Source organism: Anoxybacillus suryakundensis, assembly GCF_001418025.1.
Lineage (GTDB): Bacteria > Bacillota > Bacilli > Bacillales > Anoxybacillaceae > Anoxybacillus > Anoxybacillus tengchongensis.
The window spans coordinates 105,114-122,667 of record NZ_LIOK01000005.1; the positions used below are offsets into that span (position 1 = coordinate 105,114).

Annotated in this window: 19 protein-coding genes; 2 read left to right on the forward strand and 17 right to left on the reverse strand. The window is 40.6% G+C overall.

Features of this window, described 5'->3' with window-relative positions:
* Nucleotides 1–11: 11 nt before the first annotated feature.
* From ahpC to ASC42_RS05130, 14 genes are all read right to left on the reverse strand, one after another.
* Nucleotides 12–575 (reverse strand): alkyl hydroperoxide reductase subunit C, encoded by a 564-nt coding sequence (ahpC, locus tag ASC42_RS05065; protein WP_003397103.1) that lies wholly within the window; start codon nucleotides 573–575, stop codon nucleotides 12–14.
* 225 nt (nucleotides 576–800) lie between these two features.
* A complete protein-coding gene (locus ASC42_RS05070; protein WP_055440824.1) occupies nucleotides 801–1,034 on the reverse strand; it encodes a hypothetical protein in 234 nt (77 codons plus the stop codon).
* A gap of 11 nt (nucleotides 1,035–1,045) precedes the next feature.
* On the reverse strand, nucleotides 1,046–1,861 hold the full coding sequence (locus tag ASC42_RS05075) for a glycosyltransferase family 2 protein (protein WP_055440825.1): 816 nt from the start codon (nucleotides 1,859–1,861) through the stop codon (nucleotides 1,046–1,048).
* A gap of 66 nt (nucleotides 1,862–1,927) precedes the next feature.
* The gene (locus tag ASC42_RS05080; protein ID WP_055440826.1) at nucleotides 1,928–3,124 is read right to left on the reverse strand and encodes an MFS transporter; all 1,197 of its coding nucleotides are present in this window, start codon (nucleotides 3,122–3,124) and stop codon (nucleotides 1,928–1,930) included.
* 98 nt (nucleotides 3,125–3,222) lie between these two features.
* Nucleotides 3,223–3,618 (reverse strand): cytidine deaminase, encoded by a 396-nt coding sequence (locus tag ASC42_RS05085; protein ID WP_055440827.1) that lies wholly within the window; start codon nucleotides 3,616–3,618, stop codon nucleotides 3,223–3,225.
* Nucleotides 3,619–3,643: 25 nt separating this feature from the next.
* On the reverse strand, nucleotides 3,644–3,814 hold the full coding sequence (locus ASC42_RS05090; protein ID WP_003397112.1) for a XapX domain-containing protein: 171 nt from the start codon (nucleotides 3,812–3,814) through the stop codon (nucleotides 3,644–3,646).
* A 15-nt stretch (nucleotides 3,815–3,829) separates the two neighbouring features.
* Nucleotides 3,830–4,498, reverse strand: coding sequence for a deoxyribose-phosphate aldolase (deoC, locus tag ASC42_RS05095; protein ID WP_425339069.1), 669 nt, complete (start codon nucleotides 4,496–4,498; stop codon nucleotides 3,830–3,832).
* A 61-nt stretch (nucleotides 4,499–4,559) separates the two neighbouring features.
* A complete protein-coding gene (locus tag ASC42_RS05100) occupies nucleotides 4,560–5,774 on the reverse strand; it encodes a NupC/NupG family nucleoside CNT transporter (protein ID WP_055440829.1) in 1,215 nt (404 codons plus the stop codon).
* A 175-nt stretch (nucleotides 5,775–5,949) separates the two neighbouring features.
* Entirely contained in the window at nucleotides 5,950–6,891 is a 942-nt protein-coding gene (locus ASC42_RS05105) for a DNA-binding transcriptional repressor DeoR (RefSeq protein ID WP_055440830.1), read from the reverse strand.
* 113 nt (nucleotides 6,892–7,004) lie between these two features.
* A complete protein-coding gene (locus tag ASC42_RS05110; protein WP_055440831.1) occupies nucleotides 7,005–8,444 on the reverse strand; it encodes a glycoside hydrolase family 32 protein in 1,440 nt (479 codons plus the stop codon).
* Nucleotides 8,441–9,406 (reverse strand): aminoimidazole riboside kinase, encoded by a 966-nt coding sequence (locus ASC42_RS05115; protein WP_055440832.1) that lies wholly within the window; start codon nucleotides 9,404–9,406, stop codon nucleotides 8,441–8,443. Before ASC42_RS05115 ends, ASC42_RS05110 begins: the two co-directional genes overlap by 4 nt.
* Before the next feature lie 35 nt (nucleotides 9,407–9,441).
* Nucleotides 9,442–10,812: a sucrose-specific PTS transporter subunit IIBC gene (locus ASC42_RS05120; RefSeq protein ID WP_055440833.1), complete on the reverse strand. Its 1,371-nt coding sequence runs from the start codon at nucleotides 10,810–10,812 to the stop codon at nucleotides 9,442–9,444.
* Nucleotides 10,813–10,999: 187 nt separating this feature from the next.
* Nucleotides 11,000–11,830: a PRD domain-containing protein gene (locus tag ASC42_RS05125; protein ID WP_055440834.1), complete on the reverse strand. Its 831-nt coding sequence runs from the start codon at nucleotides 11,828–11,830 to the stop codon at nucleotides 11,000–11,002.
* 44 nt (nucleotides 11,831–11,874) lie between these two features.
* A complete protein-coding gene (locus tag ASC42_RS05130) occupies nucleotides 11,875–12,357 on the reverse strand; it encodes a PTS sugar transporter subunit IIA (RefSeq protein ID WP_055440835.1) in 483 nt (160 codons plus the stop codon).
* A 216-nt stretch (nucleotides 12,358–12,573) separates the two neighbouring features.
* Between ASC42_RS05130 and ASC42_RS05135 the strand changes: the two genes are divergently transcribed.
* Nucleotides 12,574–13,797, forward strand: a complete 1,224-nt coding sequence (locus ASC42_RS05135) for a helix-turn-helix domain-containing protein (RefSeq protein ID WP_055440836.1) — start codon at nucleotides 12,574–12,576, stop codon at nucleotides 13,795–13,797.
* Between the two features lie 120 nt (nucleotides 13,798–13,917).
* Entirely contained in the window at nucleotides 13,918–15,048 is a 1,131-nt protein-coding gene (gene ald / locus ASC42_RS05140) for an alanine dehydrogenase (protein WP_055440837.1), read from the forward strand.
* Nucleotides 15,049–15,127: 79 nt separating this feature from the next.
* Here ald and ASC42_RS05145 read toward each other — a convergent pair whose 3' ends face one another.
* The 3 genes from ASC42_RS05145 to ASC42_RS05155 all read right to left on the reverse strand — a co-directional run bounded on the left by ASC42_RS05145 (nucleotide 15,128) and on the right by ASC42_RS05155 (nucleotide 17,364).
* Nucleotides 15,128–15,850 (reverse strand): amino acid ABC transporter ATP-binding protein, encoded by a 723-nt coding sequence (locus ASC42_RS05145; protein WP_055440838.1) that lies wholly within the window; start codon nucleotides 15,848–15,850, stop codon nucleotides 15,128–15,130.
* Complete coding sequence (locus ASC42_RS05150; protein WP_055440839.1) at nucleotides 15,847–16,500, reverse strand: amino acid ABC transporter permease; 654 nt, start codon at nucleotides 16,498–16,500, stop codon at nucleotides 15,847–15,849. Before ASC42_RS05150 ends, ASC42_RS05145 begins: the two co-directional genes overlap by 4 nt.
* Before the next feature lie 66 nt (nucleotides 16,501–16,566).
* The gene (locus tag ASC42_RS05155; protein WP_055440840.1) at nucleotides 16,567–17,364 is read right to left on the reverse strand and encodes a basic amino acid ABC transporter substrate-binding protein; all 798 of its coding nucleotides are present in this window, start codon (nucleotides 17,362–17,364) and stop codon (nucleotides 16,567–16,569) included.
* Between the last annotated feature and the right edge of the window lie 190 nt (nucleotides 17,365–17,554).

Sequence of the window (17,554 nt, forward strand, 5' to 3'; positions counted from 1 at the left end):
CGTAAGCCTCCTTAAATTTTACCTACAAGGTCAAGGCTTGGCTTCAATGTTTGCCCACCTTCTTGCCATTTTGCTGGGCATACTTCGCCAGGGTTGTTGCGCACGTATTGTGCAGCTTTAATTTTGTTTACAATTGTGCTTGCGTCGCGACCGATGCCGTCAGCGTTAATTTCAACTGCTTGGATAACGCCGTCTGGATCGATAATGAACGTACCGCGTTGCGCAAGACCTGTTTCTTCATCAAGCACTTCGAACATGCGTGATAATTTTTGTGAAGGGTCGCCGATCATTACGTATTCAATTTTGCTGATAGCTGGCGAATGATCGTGCCATGCTTTATGCGTGAAGTGTGTATCTGTTGAAACAGAGTATACTTCAACACCAAGCTCTTTTAATTTCGGATATTCGTTTTGTAAATCTTCTAATTCTGTTGGGCAAACGAACGTAAAGTCTGCTGGATAGAAGCAAACGACGCTCCATTTTCCTTTTAAGTTTTCTTCTGTTACCTCGATAAATTCACCGTTATGGTACGCCATCGCTTTAAATGGTTGTACTTGTTTTCCTACTAATGGCATGTTTCATCATCCTCCTGCATCATTTTTTTGCATGTTAGTAGTATGATCCAGCCATATAGAAAATATGACTGACAAATTAAATTATAACAATTATAATTCGATATAAATTATCATATAGTAATTTTTATTTGTCAAGTAGAAACTTGTCGATTTAATTAGTTTTTCGACATTTTTCTTTTTATCCCTTTTTTATAAAACAAAAACAGAGCCTTCTGAAAGACTCTGTCATGCAAAAAAAGCGAAGCCAAGCAAAATAAGTATGTTACATAATACCGCCGACATAAAAAACGACTTCGCTTTTTTATTTTTCTTTACTTGATGCTCAGCGAATAAAGCAATGGAAAACGTTAAGCAAACAAACAGCAAAAAACGTATCCCATATCCGTCAAAGACGTGACGAGCAAGCAGTGGGGAAAACAAAAGCAAAATAAATAATTGCTGGACGCTCCACCAATACATTTGTCATCCTCCTAACACATGACAATATGTGCTAAGCGCGAGCGAAACGGCTCACCGTCCCATACGATTTCACTTGTCGCTCTTCTTTTTTGCACTTCCGGCTCCGATAAAAGAAGCCAAAAGTTTTTCGTCGGTAAATCGCCAAGCTCATGCTTTTCACTTAATCGGTTTAAATACATTTGTCTCTTTTCGTTCATTTGTTTCGATAAATGATCGCCCTCATTTGAAAAGGCATAAAGGACGCTTGCTGTCGGCACGCGTTTGATGCGAAATTGTTTTGCAACACGTAAAAAGAAATCCCAATCCCAATAGTTATGAACGTACGGATCGAAATAGCCAATTATATCATGAATCACGCGCCGATACATGCTACCTGAAGGGACATACGTTGAAAATGAACGCATCGCCTGTAAATCACATTCATATGCAAATAAAAAACGATCTGTCGGTATGCGCATTCCGTTTTCAATGCGGTAATGAAAAATTTCTACATCGCTATATACAAAGTCCGCGTCGTTCATATTTGCAATCATTCGTTCCGTATGACATGGCAATAATAAGTCGTCGTCATCACAAAGCATGATAAAATCTTCTGTTGCTGTACGCACACCGATATTCCGCGCTTCAACATGCCCGACGTTTTCTTGCAATTCAATGAGTTCGATCGGGAGCTCAGGATATGCATCAACCGCGGCTTGTACGGATGAACCCCCATCGTTGACAAGAATGACTTGTGTTGGTTTATACGTTTGCTTGCTTAATGACTCTAGTAATTCTGCTAAAGGTAGTAATCGGTTATATGTCGCAATGACTACAGAAACACCCAAATGACATGTCTCCTTTCAAAAATTAAAGAAGCTACAATGATACCATTATAGCTTCTTTTTGTACAATTATGCGAGTTCTTGTTGTTTCGTTTCTTTCCCGAGAAAAAGAACGGCGAGTGCACCGATAAAAATGGCGACGCAAAAAATCGCAAAAATCATCGTCATCGACACGTTTTGTGCAACTAAATAACCGACAAGAAGCGGTCCTAAAATGCCACCAATGCGTCCGAATGAAGCGGCCATCCCTGCCCCTGTCGCGCGAATAACCGTTGGGTATTGTTCTGGCGTGTAGGCATAAAGTGCTCCCCATGCGCCGAGATTAAAGAATGATAACAGCGCTCCAAACGTCATTAACATCGCAGCCGACTCGGCATTTCCGAAGAAATAAGCGCTTAACGCTGTCCCAACTAAATAAATAATGAGCACCGCTTTTCTTCCAATGCGTTCAATCAACCAAGCCACGCTAAAATAGCCCGGCAATTGTGCTAACGTCATAATAAGTACGTATTCAAAGCTTTTAATTAAACTAAATCCTTTCATGACCATGACACTCGGCAACCATAAAAACATGCCGTAATAGGAAAAGACGACCGCAAACCATAAAATCCAAAGCATTGTCGTTTGTTTTGCATACGGTTTTGCCCAAACGTCCGCAATATTTCGCCAAACGGAACGACGCTCTGTTTTTGTCGCGATAAACTTTTGTGAATCTGGTAAGTTCATGCGTAAATAAATCGCATATAACGCAGGTACAGCTCCTAAAATGAGCGCCATTTGCCATCCATACGATGGAATAATGAAAAATGAAATGAGCGCTGCTACTAACCAACCGCCTGCCCAAAAGCTTTCCAATAAAACAACCACTTTTCCGCGCTCATGTGCAGGCACGCTTTCCGATACGAGCGTCGATGCAACCGGAAGTTCTCCTCCAAGCCCCATGCCAATAAAAAAGCGTAAAATTAAAAAGACCGTTAACGTTGTGGCAAGGGCAGATAAACCGCTACCGATCGAAAATAATAAAAGCGTAATAATGAACACTTGTTTTCGCCCGATGCGGTCAGCTAACAATCCGAAAACGAGGGCACCGACCGCCATGCCAATCGAGTTCACACTTCCGATCCAACCCATTTGCTCAGCTGTCAAATTCCATTCCTTTTGCAAGGCGGCCATAATAAACGAAAGCATGCCGACATCCATTGCGTCAAATAACCAACCAAGTCCTGCAATCCAAAGCAATTTGTTTCTTGATATGTCTTTACCCATGTCATCCCTCCGTTGTCATCTGTCAAATCGTCTTCCTCATGATTATATTTCCTTTTTTGTTATGTATCAATGCAAAAAGCGTCGGGAAAAACCGACGCTTATCGCAAATCTTCTTTTGAAAAAGCTCCTGGGAGAAGTTCTTTCACTGTCGTTTCTTGCACATCGCCCTTCATATTCGCTAAAATGACAGGCATATCCGGATCACACAATTCAACAATGACTTGACGGCATGCTCCACATGGCGGGACTGGTCGCTCCGTATCCGCAACGACAGCTAACATCGCATACTCATGGTCGCCTTCCGAGTATGCTTTAAATAAAGCGGTACGCTCCGCACAGTTGCATAAACCGTATGAGGCGTTTTCAATGTTACAGCCACCATACACTTTTCCATCTTTCGTTAACAAAGCTGCCCCCACTTTAAATTTTGAATACGGAACGTACGCCCGCTCTCTCGCTTGTTTTGCCGCTTCAATTAACTGTTGTTTATTCATTGTTGATCATCCCTTCTTGGGCTGTTTAATTAAAAAACGTCTTCATTAACCAATCTGCAACAACGCCACCTAAATATACGCCAAATACCCCCATCATTCCTGCTAATACAGGCGGAGCTGGCAACGGCAAACGTAAAAACTTAAATAAAATCCCGACGACAAGCCCTGCAAGCAAGCTAAGTAATACTTCTTTCATATGTGGCCGCCTCCATTAATATGCTTCGTTTGACGTTGTTCCGTCCATAATTGCTGGTCCAGAGCTTGTACCAATGCGGTTTGCTCCTGCTTCAACCATCGCTTTTGCATCCGCTGCACTACGTACACCACCAGATGCTTTTACACCAACGTTTGGACCAACTGTTTTACGCATTAATGCGACATCTTCGACCGTTGCCCCACCGCTTGCAAATCCGGTTGATGTTTTTACAAAATCCGCACCAGCACGAACAGCGATTTCGCATGCGCGTACTTTTTCTTCATCTGTCAACAACGCTGTCTCGATAATGACCTTCGTTAAGGCTTTTCCTTTTGCTGCCTCCACGACGGCACGAATGTCACGCTCTACGAGCTCATCATCACCATCTTTTAACGCACCAATATTGATAACCATATCGACTTCTTGTGCGCCGTTTTCGATCGCTTGTTTTGTTTCAAACGCTTTTACTTCTGGTGTTGTCGCTCCTAACGGGAAGCCAATGACTGTACATACTTTTACTTTCGTTCCTTGCAAACGTTCAGCCGCAAATTTCACCCATGTTGGATTGACGCATACGGATGCAAATTCGTACTTTTTCGCCTCTTCCACTAACTTTTCAATTTGTGCTTTCGTTGTTTCTGGCTTTAATAACGTATGATCAATCATGCTAGCAATGTTCATCATGCATTCCTCCTTAAAATTTGATAAAATTTGATGTGATTGGAGCGTACGAGGCGCTTCGTCGTTAAATAAACATTCCTGCAATGGATGCACTTAACAATGACGCAAGCATACCAGCAAGAACGGCTTTTAAACCCATGCGCGCAATGTCGCTGCGACGATTTGGCGCTAAGCTTCCTAAACCACCAAGTAAAATTCCCATCGAAGAAATATTAGCAAATCCACATAGTGCAAAGCTAACAATCGCTACTGTTTTCGCTGATAAATCTGGAATTTGTGGCGCAAACGATGAATACGCAACAAACTCGTTTAAAATTAATTTTTGACCGATAAATCCACCAGCTGTCACCGCTTCAGACCAAGGTACACCGATCGCAAACGCAATAGGAGCAAACAAGAATCCTAAAATCTTTTGAAGCGTTAAACCATCATAGTTAAACAAACTGCCGATGCCGCTAAGCAATCCGTTAATTAACGCAATAAGGGCGATAAACGCTAACAACATCGCACCGATATTTAATGCTAACTTCAAACCATCGCTTGCCCCGCGAGCCGCTGCGTCGATGACGTTTGTTGATTCTTCGTCTTTTTCCATTTCAAAATGTTCATCTTCTTTAATCGGCTCTGTTTCTGGCACAATCATTTTCGCCATCACTAATCCTGCTGGCGCTGCCATGAAACTTGCCGCAAGTAAATATTCAAGCGGAACACCTAAAAGAGAGTAACCAACAAGAACAGAACCAGCAACAGATGCCAATCCTCCCGTCATGACCGCAAACAGTTCAGATTGCGTCATTTTTGATAAATATGGACGAATGACAAGCGGTGCTTCTGTTTGACCGACGAAAATGTTCGCTGCTGCTGACATCGACTCCGCTTTACTCGTTCCGAGCAACTTTGCAAGCGGACCACCGATCATTTTAATGACCCATTGCATGACACCGATATAGTAAAGAACAGAAATTAGCGCAGAGAAGAAAATAACAACGGGCAACACTTGGAACGCAAACACAAATCCGATGCCTTTTGCCGCAAACATGCCACCGAACAAAAAGTTAATTCCTTCGTTCGCATAGTTAATAATGCTCGTCACACCATTTGTTAACCATTGTAATGCAGCTTTTCCTGCTTCCCATTTTAAAACGATAAACGCAAAAGCGACTTGAATCGCAAGACCACCTAAAATCGTTCGCGGATTAATCGCTTTACGATTGTTGGAAGAAAGAAAAGCGATTCCAAGGACAACGACAATACCAACAAGTCCCCAAACGATATTCATGTTGCACACTCCTATAAGTTGAATTTTGATTACGTAATCAATATAACAGGAAAACGAACATATGTAAACGTTAACATGAACAAATGTCAAAGAAAATTCATGGTTTGACTAAATCTTTCTTCCTTCTTTGCATAAATAAAGGGGGCTTTCTTCTTTTCCCCCATTTGTCGTTTCTTTATTCTTTTTCTAACAAACATTCGGCAGTAAATTGATCTGTGACTAATACGTTTGCATATTTCCCTTTCAATGCGCCGTATATGCCAGCAACTTTATGAATACCTCCTGCGATCACAATCGAGTATTCCTTGTTTTTCAGTTCTTCTAGCTCAATACCGAGCGTGCGCGCATTTAACTCTTCACTACATAGTTTTCCATTTTGATCAAAAAAGCGTGAACAAATGTCACCAGCTGCTTTTGAATAAATCGTTTGCAAATCTTGCTCTGTAAAATAACCGAGTTGGAACAATAGCGATTCCGATTTAATCGGCCCAATCGTGAATACAGCAATATTCGCTTGGCGTCCTAGGTCGAGAATTTTACGAATATGGCGATCCGCTTCCATCGCTTGTTTCACAACGACATGATCAACGATAGCTGGGAGCGGCAAATGATGCACCGTCGCGTTGAATGCGCTTCCAAACAAATGCAAAATATCGGAAGCAAACGTATTCGTTTCTGATAAGCTGACGCCTCCTTTTAACTGAACGACTTTGACGTCTTTCACATGCTTATGTTTAAGCTGTAACGCAACATGATACAGCGTCGTCCCCCATGTCACGCCAATGACATCACCGTCTTTTACGATTGAACGTAAATATTCAGCTGCCTCTTTTCCAACATATTTTTTAATAATGCCATCTTGATGTTCAGGAACCGATACAACAATTGCTTTCTTGAGATTGAACTTTTGTTCAAGTTGTCTTGCTAACTGTTGAATATCTTCGGCAGGATCATTAATTTTAATTTCCACAATTCCTTCCTCTTTTGCTTGCTGTAGTAGGCGAGACACGGTCGGCCGCGACACACCGAGCTTTTTAGCAATGTCGTTTTGATTGTAGTCGAGCAAATAATACAACTTTGCCGCCTCAACAACTTTTTTCAATTTTTCTTGCTCCATCGCTTCATCACCTTTTCATGTCGAATGAAAAAGGAGCAGCCTTCCATATTTGAAGGAATACTCCCTTGTCTTTCATCATACGAAAATGACTGAACATTTGACAAGCAAAAGTTTTAACATAATTTCCATTTGTATAAGTGAAACGTAACTTGCTCATTTGTTTGAAATAAAATATCTTCGTTTTCCTCATTTGAGAAAAATCGTGCTGTAAATACTTCCTCACCTTCATTTAAGAAAATTTCAATGGACGATGTATCAATAAATATGTGAAGTGTTTGTAAGCTTGATAAAGCGCATTGTCTTCTTTCTTTTTCGCCATTTCGAGCAAAGCTTTCTCGTTCTAATGTAGCAATTTTTTGCTCAAAATCATATGAGAATGAAACATGATGTTGTATATTAATCGATAAAACACCTTTACCATCAATATGCTTAAGTAACAACTCAACTGTTTTTCCTTTTACACCATCAAATTTCCTCTTTTCCTTTTGTAAGGATACATTTGGATATTGAACTTTCTCACTTCGAAGCAACTGCAACTGCTCAATCGGACGCTGATATAATTTATCGCCAATTAAAATGAGTTCGCGAGGTAATGTTAGTGCATGTACCCATCGATAGTAAATTGTTGGATGTTTATTTTCATCTTGATCCGGTACCCCCATCCAAGCAATCATAATACGACGTCCATGCTCATCGACCATCGTTTGAGGTGCGTAAAATTCAAACCCTCGATCCAATTCAGTAAATGTACCATGTATATATTGACCTGTTTCGTAATTCAATTGTCCAATAAAATACCCTGCTTGATATACATTTTGATAATGCATTCCTTCCGGTTGCAATCCTTGTGGACAAACGATGAGCACGTCCTTTCCACTCAGATGAAACAAATCTGGACACTCCCACATATAACCAAATGTTCCGTTCTCACCGCCTGCAATACTACCAATATGTTCCCAATGTATGAGATCTTCAGAACAAAATAATACTACCTTTCCATCTAATTGAACGCTCTGCGCCCCAACAACCATATACCATTTATTTTTATACTTCCACACTTTCGGATCACGAAAATGAGCAGTATAACCATCTGGAAGATAAATAACAACGCCTTTTTTTTCAAAATGAAGACCGTCCGTTGATATGGCCATACATTGATACGTATGCCTTACACCTTGATCATCTTTCACATTTCCTGTATAAAAGAGTGTCAGCACACCGTCGTTGTCCACCGCACTTCCTGAATAGCAACCGTTTCGGTCAAACCATTCACTTGGGGCTAGCGCAGGAGCTTGCCTTTCCCAATGAATGAGATCATGCGACGTATAATGTCCCCAAAATTTTGCTCCATGTGTCGTTGCAAATGGCATCCACTGATAAAACACATGGTATTGGCCCTTCCAGTAAATAAGTCCGTTCGGATCATTCATTAATCCGACAGGAGGCATTAAATGATAGCGCAAGCGATTCGGGTCACTTTCAACAATCGATGCATATTTTTTTATTTCTTCTTCCGCTAGTTGTATTTGTCTTCTTTCGTTTGATGATTTCATTTCAACCAACCTTCACTTAAAATACGTTCGACTTCACCACGTGTTGGCAACGCTGTCATTGCTCCTTTTGTTGATGCAGCTAGCGCTCCCGAAACACTTGCAAAGCGGGTCATTTGTTCAACTTCCGTAAGCGATAGAGAATCCATTGTACCTTCTCTTTCATGCAAGCAATACAACATACCGGAAACAAAAGCGTCACCTGCTCCCGTCGTATCAACTGCCTCTATTTTGAGAGCTGGGGTAAATACCGATCCTTCTTTCGTAAACGCATAACTACCGTTTTCCCCTAGCGTGATGACAATGAGCGGAATGTTGTAGGAAGAAAGGGCATCTACACCTTTTTGTATATCTTTCTCCCCTGTAATAAACGTCAATTCCTCTTCAGAAATTTTAAGTACATCCGCTTCTGGTAACATTGATATAATCATTTCACGAGCTTGTTGTTCACTTTCCCATAAACCGAGACGCAAATTCGGGTCATATGAAACAATCATCCCGTTTTCTTTAGCTAGCATGACAGCCCGCTTTGTTGCACTTCGTGCTGGCTCACTAATCAGTGAAATGGAGCCAAAATGGAGAATGCGATGTGTATGAAATAGCGATTCATCAATTTCTTCTTCGCGTAAAAAGCGGTCTGCGCTTGGGTTAATGTAAAAGTCAAAGCTTCGTTCCCCATTTCCTGCTAGCGTTACAAAAACGACACCTGTACGAACATTATCACTAAATTGAAGCCAAGTCGTATTTACACCGTATTTATCAAGCGTTTCTTTTAAAAAGATACCGAGTATATCTCGGCCCACTTTCCCTAGAAACGTCGATGGCGCACCAAGCCGTGCGACACCAACCGCAACATTCGCCGGCGCTCCTCCTGGGCTTTTTTGATATGCCAGATTTGTTGCATCAAGTGGAATAAAATCAATTAACGCTTCACCAAGACTAATAATTCCTTGCTTCATCATCATCCCTCCTACATAAAAAGGCGAGTCATTTACTCGCCTTATTCTTCTTTAAATCCTAATATCCATGTTGCCACAAATGCTGTACCAACGGCAATTGCAAAGCCGATTAAATAATTTATTAAATTCGCCATGCCCATCGGTGCAACGATTGCAATCATTGGAATACCTGTTAATCCGTACGCATTGGCAACAACGTTTGTAAATACAACATACGCTCCACCGACAGCACCACCAATGGCAGCAGCAATAAACGGTTTTCGATATTTTAAGTTCACTCCAAAAATAACAGGTTCAGTGATACCTAAAAATGCAGAAAACGCAGCTGGCAAAGCAATTTCTTTCGTTTTCGTCCGTTTTGACTTTAAAAATACAGCTAAACCCGCTCCACCTTGAGCAACATTTGCCATCGACCAAATCGGCAATAAATAGTTTTTGCCAATATCGGCAAGCAAACCTGCCTCAATCGCATGAAAACTATGATGAACACCTGTAATAACAATCATCGAATACAAACCACCAAAAATGAGCCCCGCAAGTGCCCCACCTGTATCATATACGAAGTTTAATGTCGTTGTAATCCCTTTTCCTACAATATTTCCAAGCGGACCAATGAGCAAAATCGCAGTGAAACCGGTTAAAATGACCGTGACAAATGGTGTGACAAGTAAATCTACGGCATGAGGAACGACTTTACGCAAACTCTTTTCAATTTTGCTCATGACATACGTTGCAAATAAAATCGGAATAACCGTCCCTTGATACCCAATCATTGCGATATTAAAACCAAGGAAATGTAAGTACTCAGGTTCAGCACTTCCTAATCCCCAAGGGTTTAACAAGGCAGGGTGTGTCATAATCCCCCCAATAACTGCTCCTAAGAACGGATTTCCACCAAATTCTTTAGCAGCACTATAACCAATTAAAATCGGCAAAATGATAAAAGCAGCACTTGAAAACATGTCAAGTAATACAATCCATGCACTATCTGGCGCTACCCATTTAAACGCCTTCATCATACCGAGTAATCCCATCAACAAACCGCTAGCTACAATTGCTGGAATAATCGGAACAAAAATATTTGACAATGTTTTTGCAAGCCGAGCGAGCGGGTTCATTTTTTGCTTTAATGCTTGTTGGTGTACATCCGCATTTACGTTTTGTAAACCTACTTCTTTGACAAATTGTTCATGTACTTTGTTTACAACCCCTGTACCAAAAATAATTTGATACTGTCCTGAACTAGAAAAAGCTCCTTTTACTCCATCCAATTGTTCAATCGCTTGTTGATCCACTTTTTTCTCGTCTTTTAGCACGAGACGAAGACGAGTTGCACAATGAACAGCACTAATAACGTTCTCTTTCCCACCAAGCAACGAAACGAGTTGCTTAGCAATGTGTTCATAATTCATGTGTATTCCTCCCTCTTAATATATTGTGAAAAACAAAAAGACCTAAAACGTGCGTACAGATGCTGTGAGCACCATCGCACATTTTAGGTCTTGCCTGCTTATGCAGTCACAATCCCACTCTATCTAATTTTTGATCCGTTCTCATTTTATCTTATTATTGAAATTAAGTCAATAACAAACAAAAATATCATTTTGCAACGATGCGTTGAATGTGCAACGTAATATAAGCCAATTCAGTGACAGGAAATTCAATTCCGTATTCCTTTTTCGCATATTCAGCCATTGCAACAGCACATGCAAACTCTTTTTCGTACTTCATTTGAATGAGCGCTAACACGTCATCGTCCATCGAATGAAACAACTCACCGTTTTCAATTCGATTAAGTGCAAAGCGCAAATGTGTTACAAGACGTTGGTAAGATATTCCTTCTTCATCAATATGAACATGTAGTTTCTGTTTCATTAAATCAATCATTTCACGAATTAAAGTTGTTTGTTGTAACGTTTTATTCATGCTAGCTGCGTCCATTTTTGCTGTATGAATATGAAGAGCAATATGAGCGACTTCGTCATCAGGGATGGTGATACCGAGACGTTCTTGAATAAGCTGTTTTGCCCAAAAACCAATTTGATATTCTTTCTTATATAACACTTTAATTTCATTTAACAACTTATTTTGAATTTGGTACCCTTGCTGGATTCGTTCAATCGCAAAAGATAAATGATCAGTCAATGCAATATGAATGTGGTTATTCAACGGGGCTTGCAACTCTCCTTCGGCATAGCTAATAATTTCTTCAGCGATATCAATATGCTCTTCTGGAAGAGTACGTAACAACTCTTGAAACTTTTCATTTTCTTCTTCCATCACAAAAATTTTTTCGATTTTCGCACGAGGGATAATGTCATTTTTCTTTTTTTGAAAAGCAATACCCGGTCCCATCACAATTTTCTCTTGCCCTTCATCCAATACAACGACAGCGTTATTATTTAAAATTTTATGGATTCGCAACGTCATCTTCGTCCCCTTAACACTCTTTGTTTCATCCACTATATATTATATTATTTCAATTTGACTCTCATTAAAACTGTGCTTCCTCTTTCCGATTTTTCTGTATACTCTCGATGACATTCGCTTACCACGTCCCCGTTTGTAATCACCATTGGGGTCAAATGACTTTTCGCTTTTTGTTTTACAAGCGACAGATCAAACGACAAAAGCAGGTCTCCTGCCTTGACGCGATCCCCTGACTTCACGTACACTTCAAACCCTTCTCCCTGCATGTGGACTGTATCAATTCCAACATGGATGAGAATCTCCAGCCCTCCATCTGAACGCAAACCAATCGCATGTTTAGTCGGAAATACTTGTACCACTTCTCCATGTATTGGTGAAACAACAATGCCATCTGCCGGCTCAATGGCGAAACCATCACCCATCATTTTTTGTGCAAACATAGGATCCGGAACCTCTTCGAGTGATCGTACAAGTCCTGTTAAGGGCGCGACGATCTTCTCTTCACGATGGCGAAACCAACGAAACATTTGAAATATCTCCTTTCCTAAGAATTATTTGGATAAAAACAAAAGACCTAAAACGCATGAAAGACATTTTTTCTTCCACCCGCTTTAGGTCTTGCCTGCTTATGCAGTCACAATCCTACAATATGTGGCTTTTCAATTTATAGAGTAAAGTAAGCTCTTTCATTTGTCAATATGCTACAATAATCATAAGACAACATAAGAAACGGAGTGGATGCGATGAACCCTTTTGCCACTCATTTTGAAAGCTTAGAGGAGTTTGCTGATCGTGTAAGTGAGCTGTTACAATGTCCGATTACGATTGAAGATGCAAACCATCGTTTAATTGCTTATAGTGGGCATGAACATTATACCGATCCAGCCCGTACAGCGACCATTATCCATCGACGCGTGCCAGAACGCGTCATTAATAGTTTATGGCGCGAAGGGGTGATCCCAAAGCTTTTACAAAGCGAAGAACCTGTTCGTGTCGCGGAAATTTCAGAAGTAGGGCTCGGCAATCGTATCGCCATTTCGATTTGGAGAAATAAAGAGGTGCTCGGATTTATTTGGGCAATTGAAATGAACGAGCCATGGACGGAGCAACAGCTTGATTTGTTAAAACAAGCAGCAAAATCTGCTAAAAATTTATTATTGCAATTACAAATTCGCAAAAATAAAAAAGAAGAGCGGATTCAAGAATTTTTTTGGAAACTATTGACTGGGCATTTTCCATCTCCTCACGAAGTAATTGAACAATGTCATCAATTAAACGTACATGTGTATCCGTTTTTTTCTGTTGGTATTTTTCAATTTCAACAACATATTCAAACACAAGTAGAAAGACAAATTGATTACTTATTAAAAACGACACAACAACTCGCCGTACCACTTTATACGATCGATCATCAGCGGCTCATTGTACTCGTTGCACCAAGTTCAAACATCTACGGGGAAGCGCATATTGAACGTTTTTTCCGCTCGTTTATCACGCAAATGAAAGAGCGCTTTCGCGTGGACATTATGATGGGAGCGTTCGGAAATGTGTATGAATGTTATACGAAAATTGCAAAGAGTTACGAGGAAGCGCAAACGGTGTTAAAAATGAAACGTGCCTTCCCTCATCAACTTGCGAATATTCAAGGTTATCAGCATCTCGGCATGTATCAATTTTTTGATTTACTTTTTGAAAAAAAACGACATGGGGATTTCCACAACGCAGCTCTCGAAAAGCTGAAACAATATGATGCACAGCACCATACCAACTTAGTCGAAACGATTGAAACATATCTCGACTTTGACAGCAACGTGAACGAAACAGCAAAAGCGCTGAACATTCATCCGAACACACTCGCTTATCGTCTCAAACGAATAAGTGAAATCGGGAATATCGATTTAAGCAACATGAGTGAAAAAGTAAAACTATATATCGATATGAAATTAGACAAATATCGGACAACATAGCTTTTGTGGAAATCCACAAAAGCTCGTTTTTTCTTTCTCTTTTCTAAACAAACAACAAATGATAAAAAACATTTATACTGTAGATAATACAAAAAGACAACACGAAAGGGGAAACAGCACATGATTATTGGTGTTCCAAAGGAAATTAAAAATAACGAAAATCGCGTAGCTATTACACCTGCTGGCGTCATGTCATTTGTCAGCCATGGACATACTGTATTCATTGAGAAAGATGCAGGGGTTGGAAGCGGTTTTACAAATGAAGCTTACGTTAGTGCAGGAGCGCAAATTGTTGAGCGGGCCGCAGATGTTTGGGCGCAAGCAGATATGGTCATGAAAGTAAAAGAGCCACTACCAAGCGAATACGAATACTTCCGTCCAGGATTAGTACTATTCACATACTTACATCTTGCTGCTGAACCAGAGTTAGCACGTGCACTCAAAGAAAAAGGTGTGATCGCCATCGCTTATGAAACGGTACAAGTTGGGCGTACGTTACCACTTTTAACACCGATGAGTGAAGTGGCAGGGCGTATGGCAGCACAAATTGGTGCACAATTCCTTGAAAAAACAAAAGGCGGAAAAGGTATTCTTCTTTCCGGCGTTCCGGGCGTTAGCCGTGGAAAAGTAACAATTATTGGTGGTGGTGTTGTCGGAACAAACGCTGCCAAATTAGCGATTGGGTTAGGCGCAAACGTCACAATTATCGACTTAAGCGCAGAACGTTTACGTGAGCTTGATGATATTTTCGGCAGCCAAATCAATACATTGATGTCTAATCCAATGAACATCGCGCAAGCCGTTGCGGAGTCTGACCTTGTTATCGGTGCCGTATTAATTCCAGGGGCGAAAGCACCAAAACTTGTGACAGAAGAAATGGTGAAAGCGATGCAACCAGGTTCGGTCATCGTTGACGTAGCAATCGACCAGGGCGGTATTGTGGAAACGAGCGACCATGTGACGACACACGACAACCCAACATACGTGAAACACGGCGTCGTTCATTACGCGGTCGCAAACATGCCAGGGGCGGTTCCGCGTACATCGACACTTGCGCTCACAAACGTTACGATGCCATACGCATTGCAAATCGCAAACAAAGGTGTGCATAAAGCTGTTGCAGACAACCCTGCTTTACGTCTTGGTGTAAACGTAGCAAACGGGGAAATCACATACGAAGCTGTCGCACGCGACCTCGGTTACGATTACGTTCCAGTTGAAGTGGCGTTAGAAAAACAATTGTTAGCATAAATGTGATCAGAGCTAGACAGCTCTCTAAACTCGAATGTTTATACAACAAAAGGTGTCCTTTCAAACGGGACACCTTTTTCTATAACACTTTCGATAAAAAGGACTTCGTTCGCTCATGTTGTGGTGCATCAAAAATTTGTTGTGGTGTTCCTTCTTCTACGATCACTCCACCATCCATGAAGAGCACACGATCCCCAACTTCACGAGCAAATCCCATTTCATGCGTGACAACGACCATCGTCATTCCTTCTTTAGCTAGTTGCTTCATTACTGCAAGCACTTCACCGACCATTTCTGGATCGAGCGCAGACGTCGGTTCATCAAATAACATCACTTTCGGTTCCATCGCAAGCGCACGGGCAATCGCTACCCGCTGTGCTTGCCCGCCCGACAATGAATCAGGATATACGTGCGCTTTATCTTGTAAACCTACTTTCGCAAGCAATTGCATCGCCTTTTCTGTCGCTTTTTCTTTCGACCATTTGCGCACTTTCATCGGAGCAAGCGTAATATTATCAAGTACCGTCATATGCGGAAATAAATTAAATCGTTGAAATACCATCCCCACCTCCTCGCGCACTTTATTTAGGTCTGTTTTTGGATCTTTCAAATGAAATCCATCAACAACAATATCGCCTTCATCAAAATCTTCCAACATGTTTAAACAACGTAAAAACGTCGACTTTCCTGATCCAGACGGACCGATGACAACGACCACTTCTTTTTCATGAATGTGTACGTTAATCCCTTTTAACACTTGTAGCGATCCGTACGATTTTTTTAAATTGGTAACCCGAATCATGCATCATACCTTCTTTCTAACCGATGTAGCAACTTGCTTAATGAAAGAGTGAGTAATAAATAAATAAGCGCAACAGTTAAGTACGGTTCCCACACACGATAATATTGCCCTTGCATGGCACGTCCCCAATACATAAGCTCAGGCGCTGCAATAATTGCTGCAAGCGATGAATCTTTAATAAGGACGATAAATTCGTTACCAAGCGGCGGAATCATGCGCTTGATCGCTTGTGGTAAAATGATGTAACGCATCGCTTGTACATGCGTCATTCCAAGCGAACGGGCCGCCTCCATTTGACCACGATCAATAGACTGGATGCCAGCGCGGAAAATTTCAGCAATGTACGCGGCCGCATTTAAAGATAACGAGATCGCCCCAGACACAAGCGGATTCGGTTGGACGGTAAACATCGGCATGACGCCAAAATGAATAAGTAAAATTTGTACAAATAATGGCGTTCCACGGAAGAAATGAACGTACCAATCAAACGGCAAACGGACGAGGCGGTTTTGAACCATTTTTCCTAGCCCAATCGCCAAACCAAGAATCGTCCCGAAAAAAATACCGACTAACGATAAACCGACTGTCCATAGTACTCCTTTGAAGAAAAACGGTGCATATTCCAAAATAATATTGAAACGAAAATCCATATGTCTCACCTTTCCCTTTGAAAAAATTGCGTAACTGGAGACAGTTACGCAACTTTTACGTCCATGTTATTGCTGTTGTTGTAATGATTCAATATTCGGTTCTGTGCCAAACCATTTTTTATAAATTTCTGTATACGTGCCATTTTCAATGACTTTTTTCAACGCTTCGTCTACTTTTTGCTTTAACTCGCTACCTTTCGGGAACATAAAACCGTAAAATTCAGATTCAAAATGTTCAGGATCCTCAAATGCTACAATTTTAGCATCTGGATTATTTTTTACATATTCATTCGCAACAGCATTATCTGTCACAACGGCTTCGACACCACCGTTTAATAAATCCATAATCGCAACGACTGTATTCTCAAACTTTTTAATATTTTTATTCTCTTTTCCTAAAATTTTCTCAACAGCTTCTTGTCCCGTTGTACCATTTTGAACACCGACAACTTTTCCTTGTAAATCTTTCGCGCTTTTAATCGAGCTTCCTTCTTTCACAAGAATCATATGTGTCGATTCAAAATACGGAATCGAAAAATCATACGTTTGTTTTCGATCGTCGTTAATTGTAATACCTGAAACGGCCATATCCGCTGTTTTTCCTTGAATAGCCGCAAATAACGGATCCCAACCGATGTTTTTTAATTCATATGCTAGTCCTGCTTCCTTCATGACTGCTTTTAATAAATCGACATCAAAGCCGACAATTTCACCTTTATCCATATACTCAAACGGAGCAAACGCCGCGTCGGTCACAACTGTAATTTTCTTTTCTGTTGTTGCTGTTTTTTCTGTTGAACTGCCACACCCTACAAGCGCAAACATAAGTATAAAAATAAGTGTTGCCATCATTCCTTTTTTCATCAACTTTATCCCCCTTACTATTTGTTGTAAAATAATAAATATTTGTGTATAAACATGTTATGCTCTCTATGTTTCACATATTATCAGCTTTATTGTTTTTATGCAACAAATTTTATAAAAATAATTTTTGGAAAAATCTTTATTTTAAAAAATGTTTTCGCTCAATCTTTCACAAATTTTTCAACACTTT

Excerpts from the sequence above, each read along its gene's own strand:
- ASC42_RS05105 (WP_055440830.1), bottom strand. The coding sequence starts at position 6,891 with ATGGAGCAAGAAAAATTGAAAAAAGTTGTTGAGGCGGCAAAGTTGTAT.
- ASC42_RS05070 (WP_055440824.1), bottom strand. The coding sequence starts at position 1,034 with ATGTATTGGTGGAGCGTCCAGCAATTATTTATTTTGCTTTTGTTTTCC.
- ASC42_RS05125 (WP_055440834.1), bottom strand. The coding sequence starts at position 11,830 with ATGACGTTGCGAATCCATAAAATTTTAAATAATAACGCTGTCGTTGTA.
- ASC42_RS05155 (WP_055440840.1), bottom strand. The coding sequence starts at position 17,364 with ATGAAAAAAGGAATGATGGCAACACTTATTTTTATACTTATGTTTGCG.
- deoC (WP_425339069.1), bottom strand. The coding sequence starts at position 4,498 with ATGATGAACATTGCTAGCATGATTGATCATACGTTATTAAAGCCAGAA.
- ASC42_RS05085 (WP_055440827.1), bottom strand. The coding sequence starts at position 3,618 with ATGAATAAACAACAGTTAATTGAAGCGGCAAAACAAGCGAGAGAGCGG.
- ASC42_RS05080 (WP_055440826.1), bottom strand. The coding sequence starts at position 3,124 with ATGGGTAAAGACATATCAAGAAACAAATTGCTTTGGATTGCAGGACTT.
- ASC42_RS05090 (WP_003397112.1), bottom strand. The coding sequence starts at position 3,814 with ATGAAAGAAGTATTACTTAGCTTGCTTGCAGGGCTTGTCGTCGGGATT.
- ASC42_RS05135 (WP_055440836.1), top strand. The coding sequence starts at position 12,574 with ATGAACCCTTTTGCCACTCATTTTGAAAGCTTAGAGGAGTTTGCTGAT.
- ald (WP_055440837.1), top strand. The coding sequence starts at position 13,918 with ATGATTATTGGTGTTCCAAAGGAAATTAAAAATAACGAAAATCGCGTA.
- ASC42_RS05115 (WP_055440832.1), bottom strand. The coding sequence starts at position 9,406 with ATGATGATGAAGCAAGGAATTATTAGTCTTGGTGAAGCGTTAATTGAT.
- ASC42_RS05130 (WP_055440835.1), bottom strand. The coding sequence starts at position 12,357 with ATGTTTCGTTGGTTTCGCCATCGTGAAGAGAAGATCGTCGCGCCCTTA.
- ASC42_RS05120 (WP_055440833.1), bottom strand. The coding sequence starts at position 10,812 with ATGAATTATGAACACATTGCTAAGCAACTCGTTTCGTTGCTTGGTGGG.
- ASC42_RS05145 (WP_055440838.1), bottom strand. The coding sequence starts at position 15,850 with ATGATTCGGGTTACCAATTTAAAAAAATCGTACGGATCGCTACAAGTG.
- ASC42_RS05110 (WP_055440831.1), bottom strand. The coding sequence starts at position 8,444 with ATGAAATCATCAAACGAAAGAAGACAAATACAACTAGCGGAAGAAGAA.
- ASC42_RS05100 (WP_055440829.1), bottom strand. The coding sequence starts at position 5,774 with ATGAATATCGTTTGGGGACTTGTTGGTATTGTCGTTGTCCTTGGAATC.
- ASC42_RS05150 (WP_055440839.1), bottom strand. The coding sequence starts at position 16,500 with ATGGATTTTCGTTTCAATATTATTTTGGAATATGCACCGTTTTTCTTC.
- ahpC (WP_003397103.1), bottom strand. The coding sequence starts at position 575 with ATGCCATTAGTAGGAAAACAAGTACAACCATTTAAAGCGATGGCGTAC.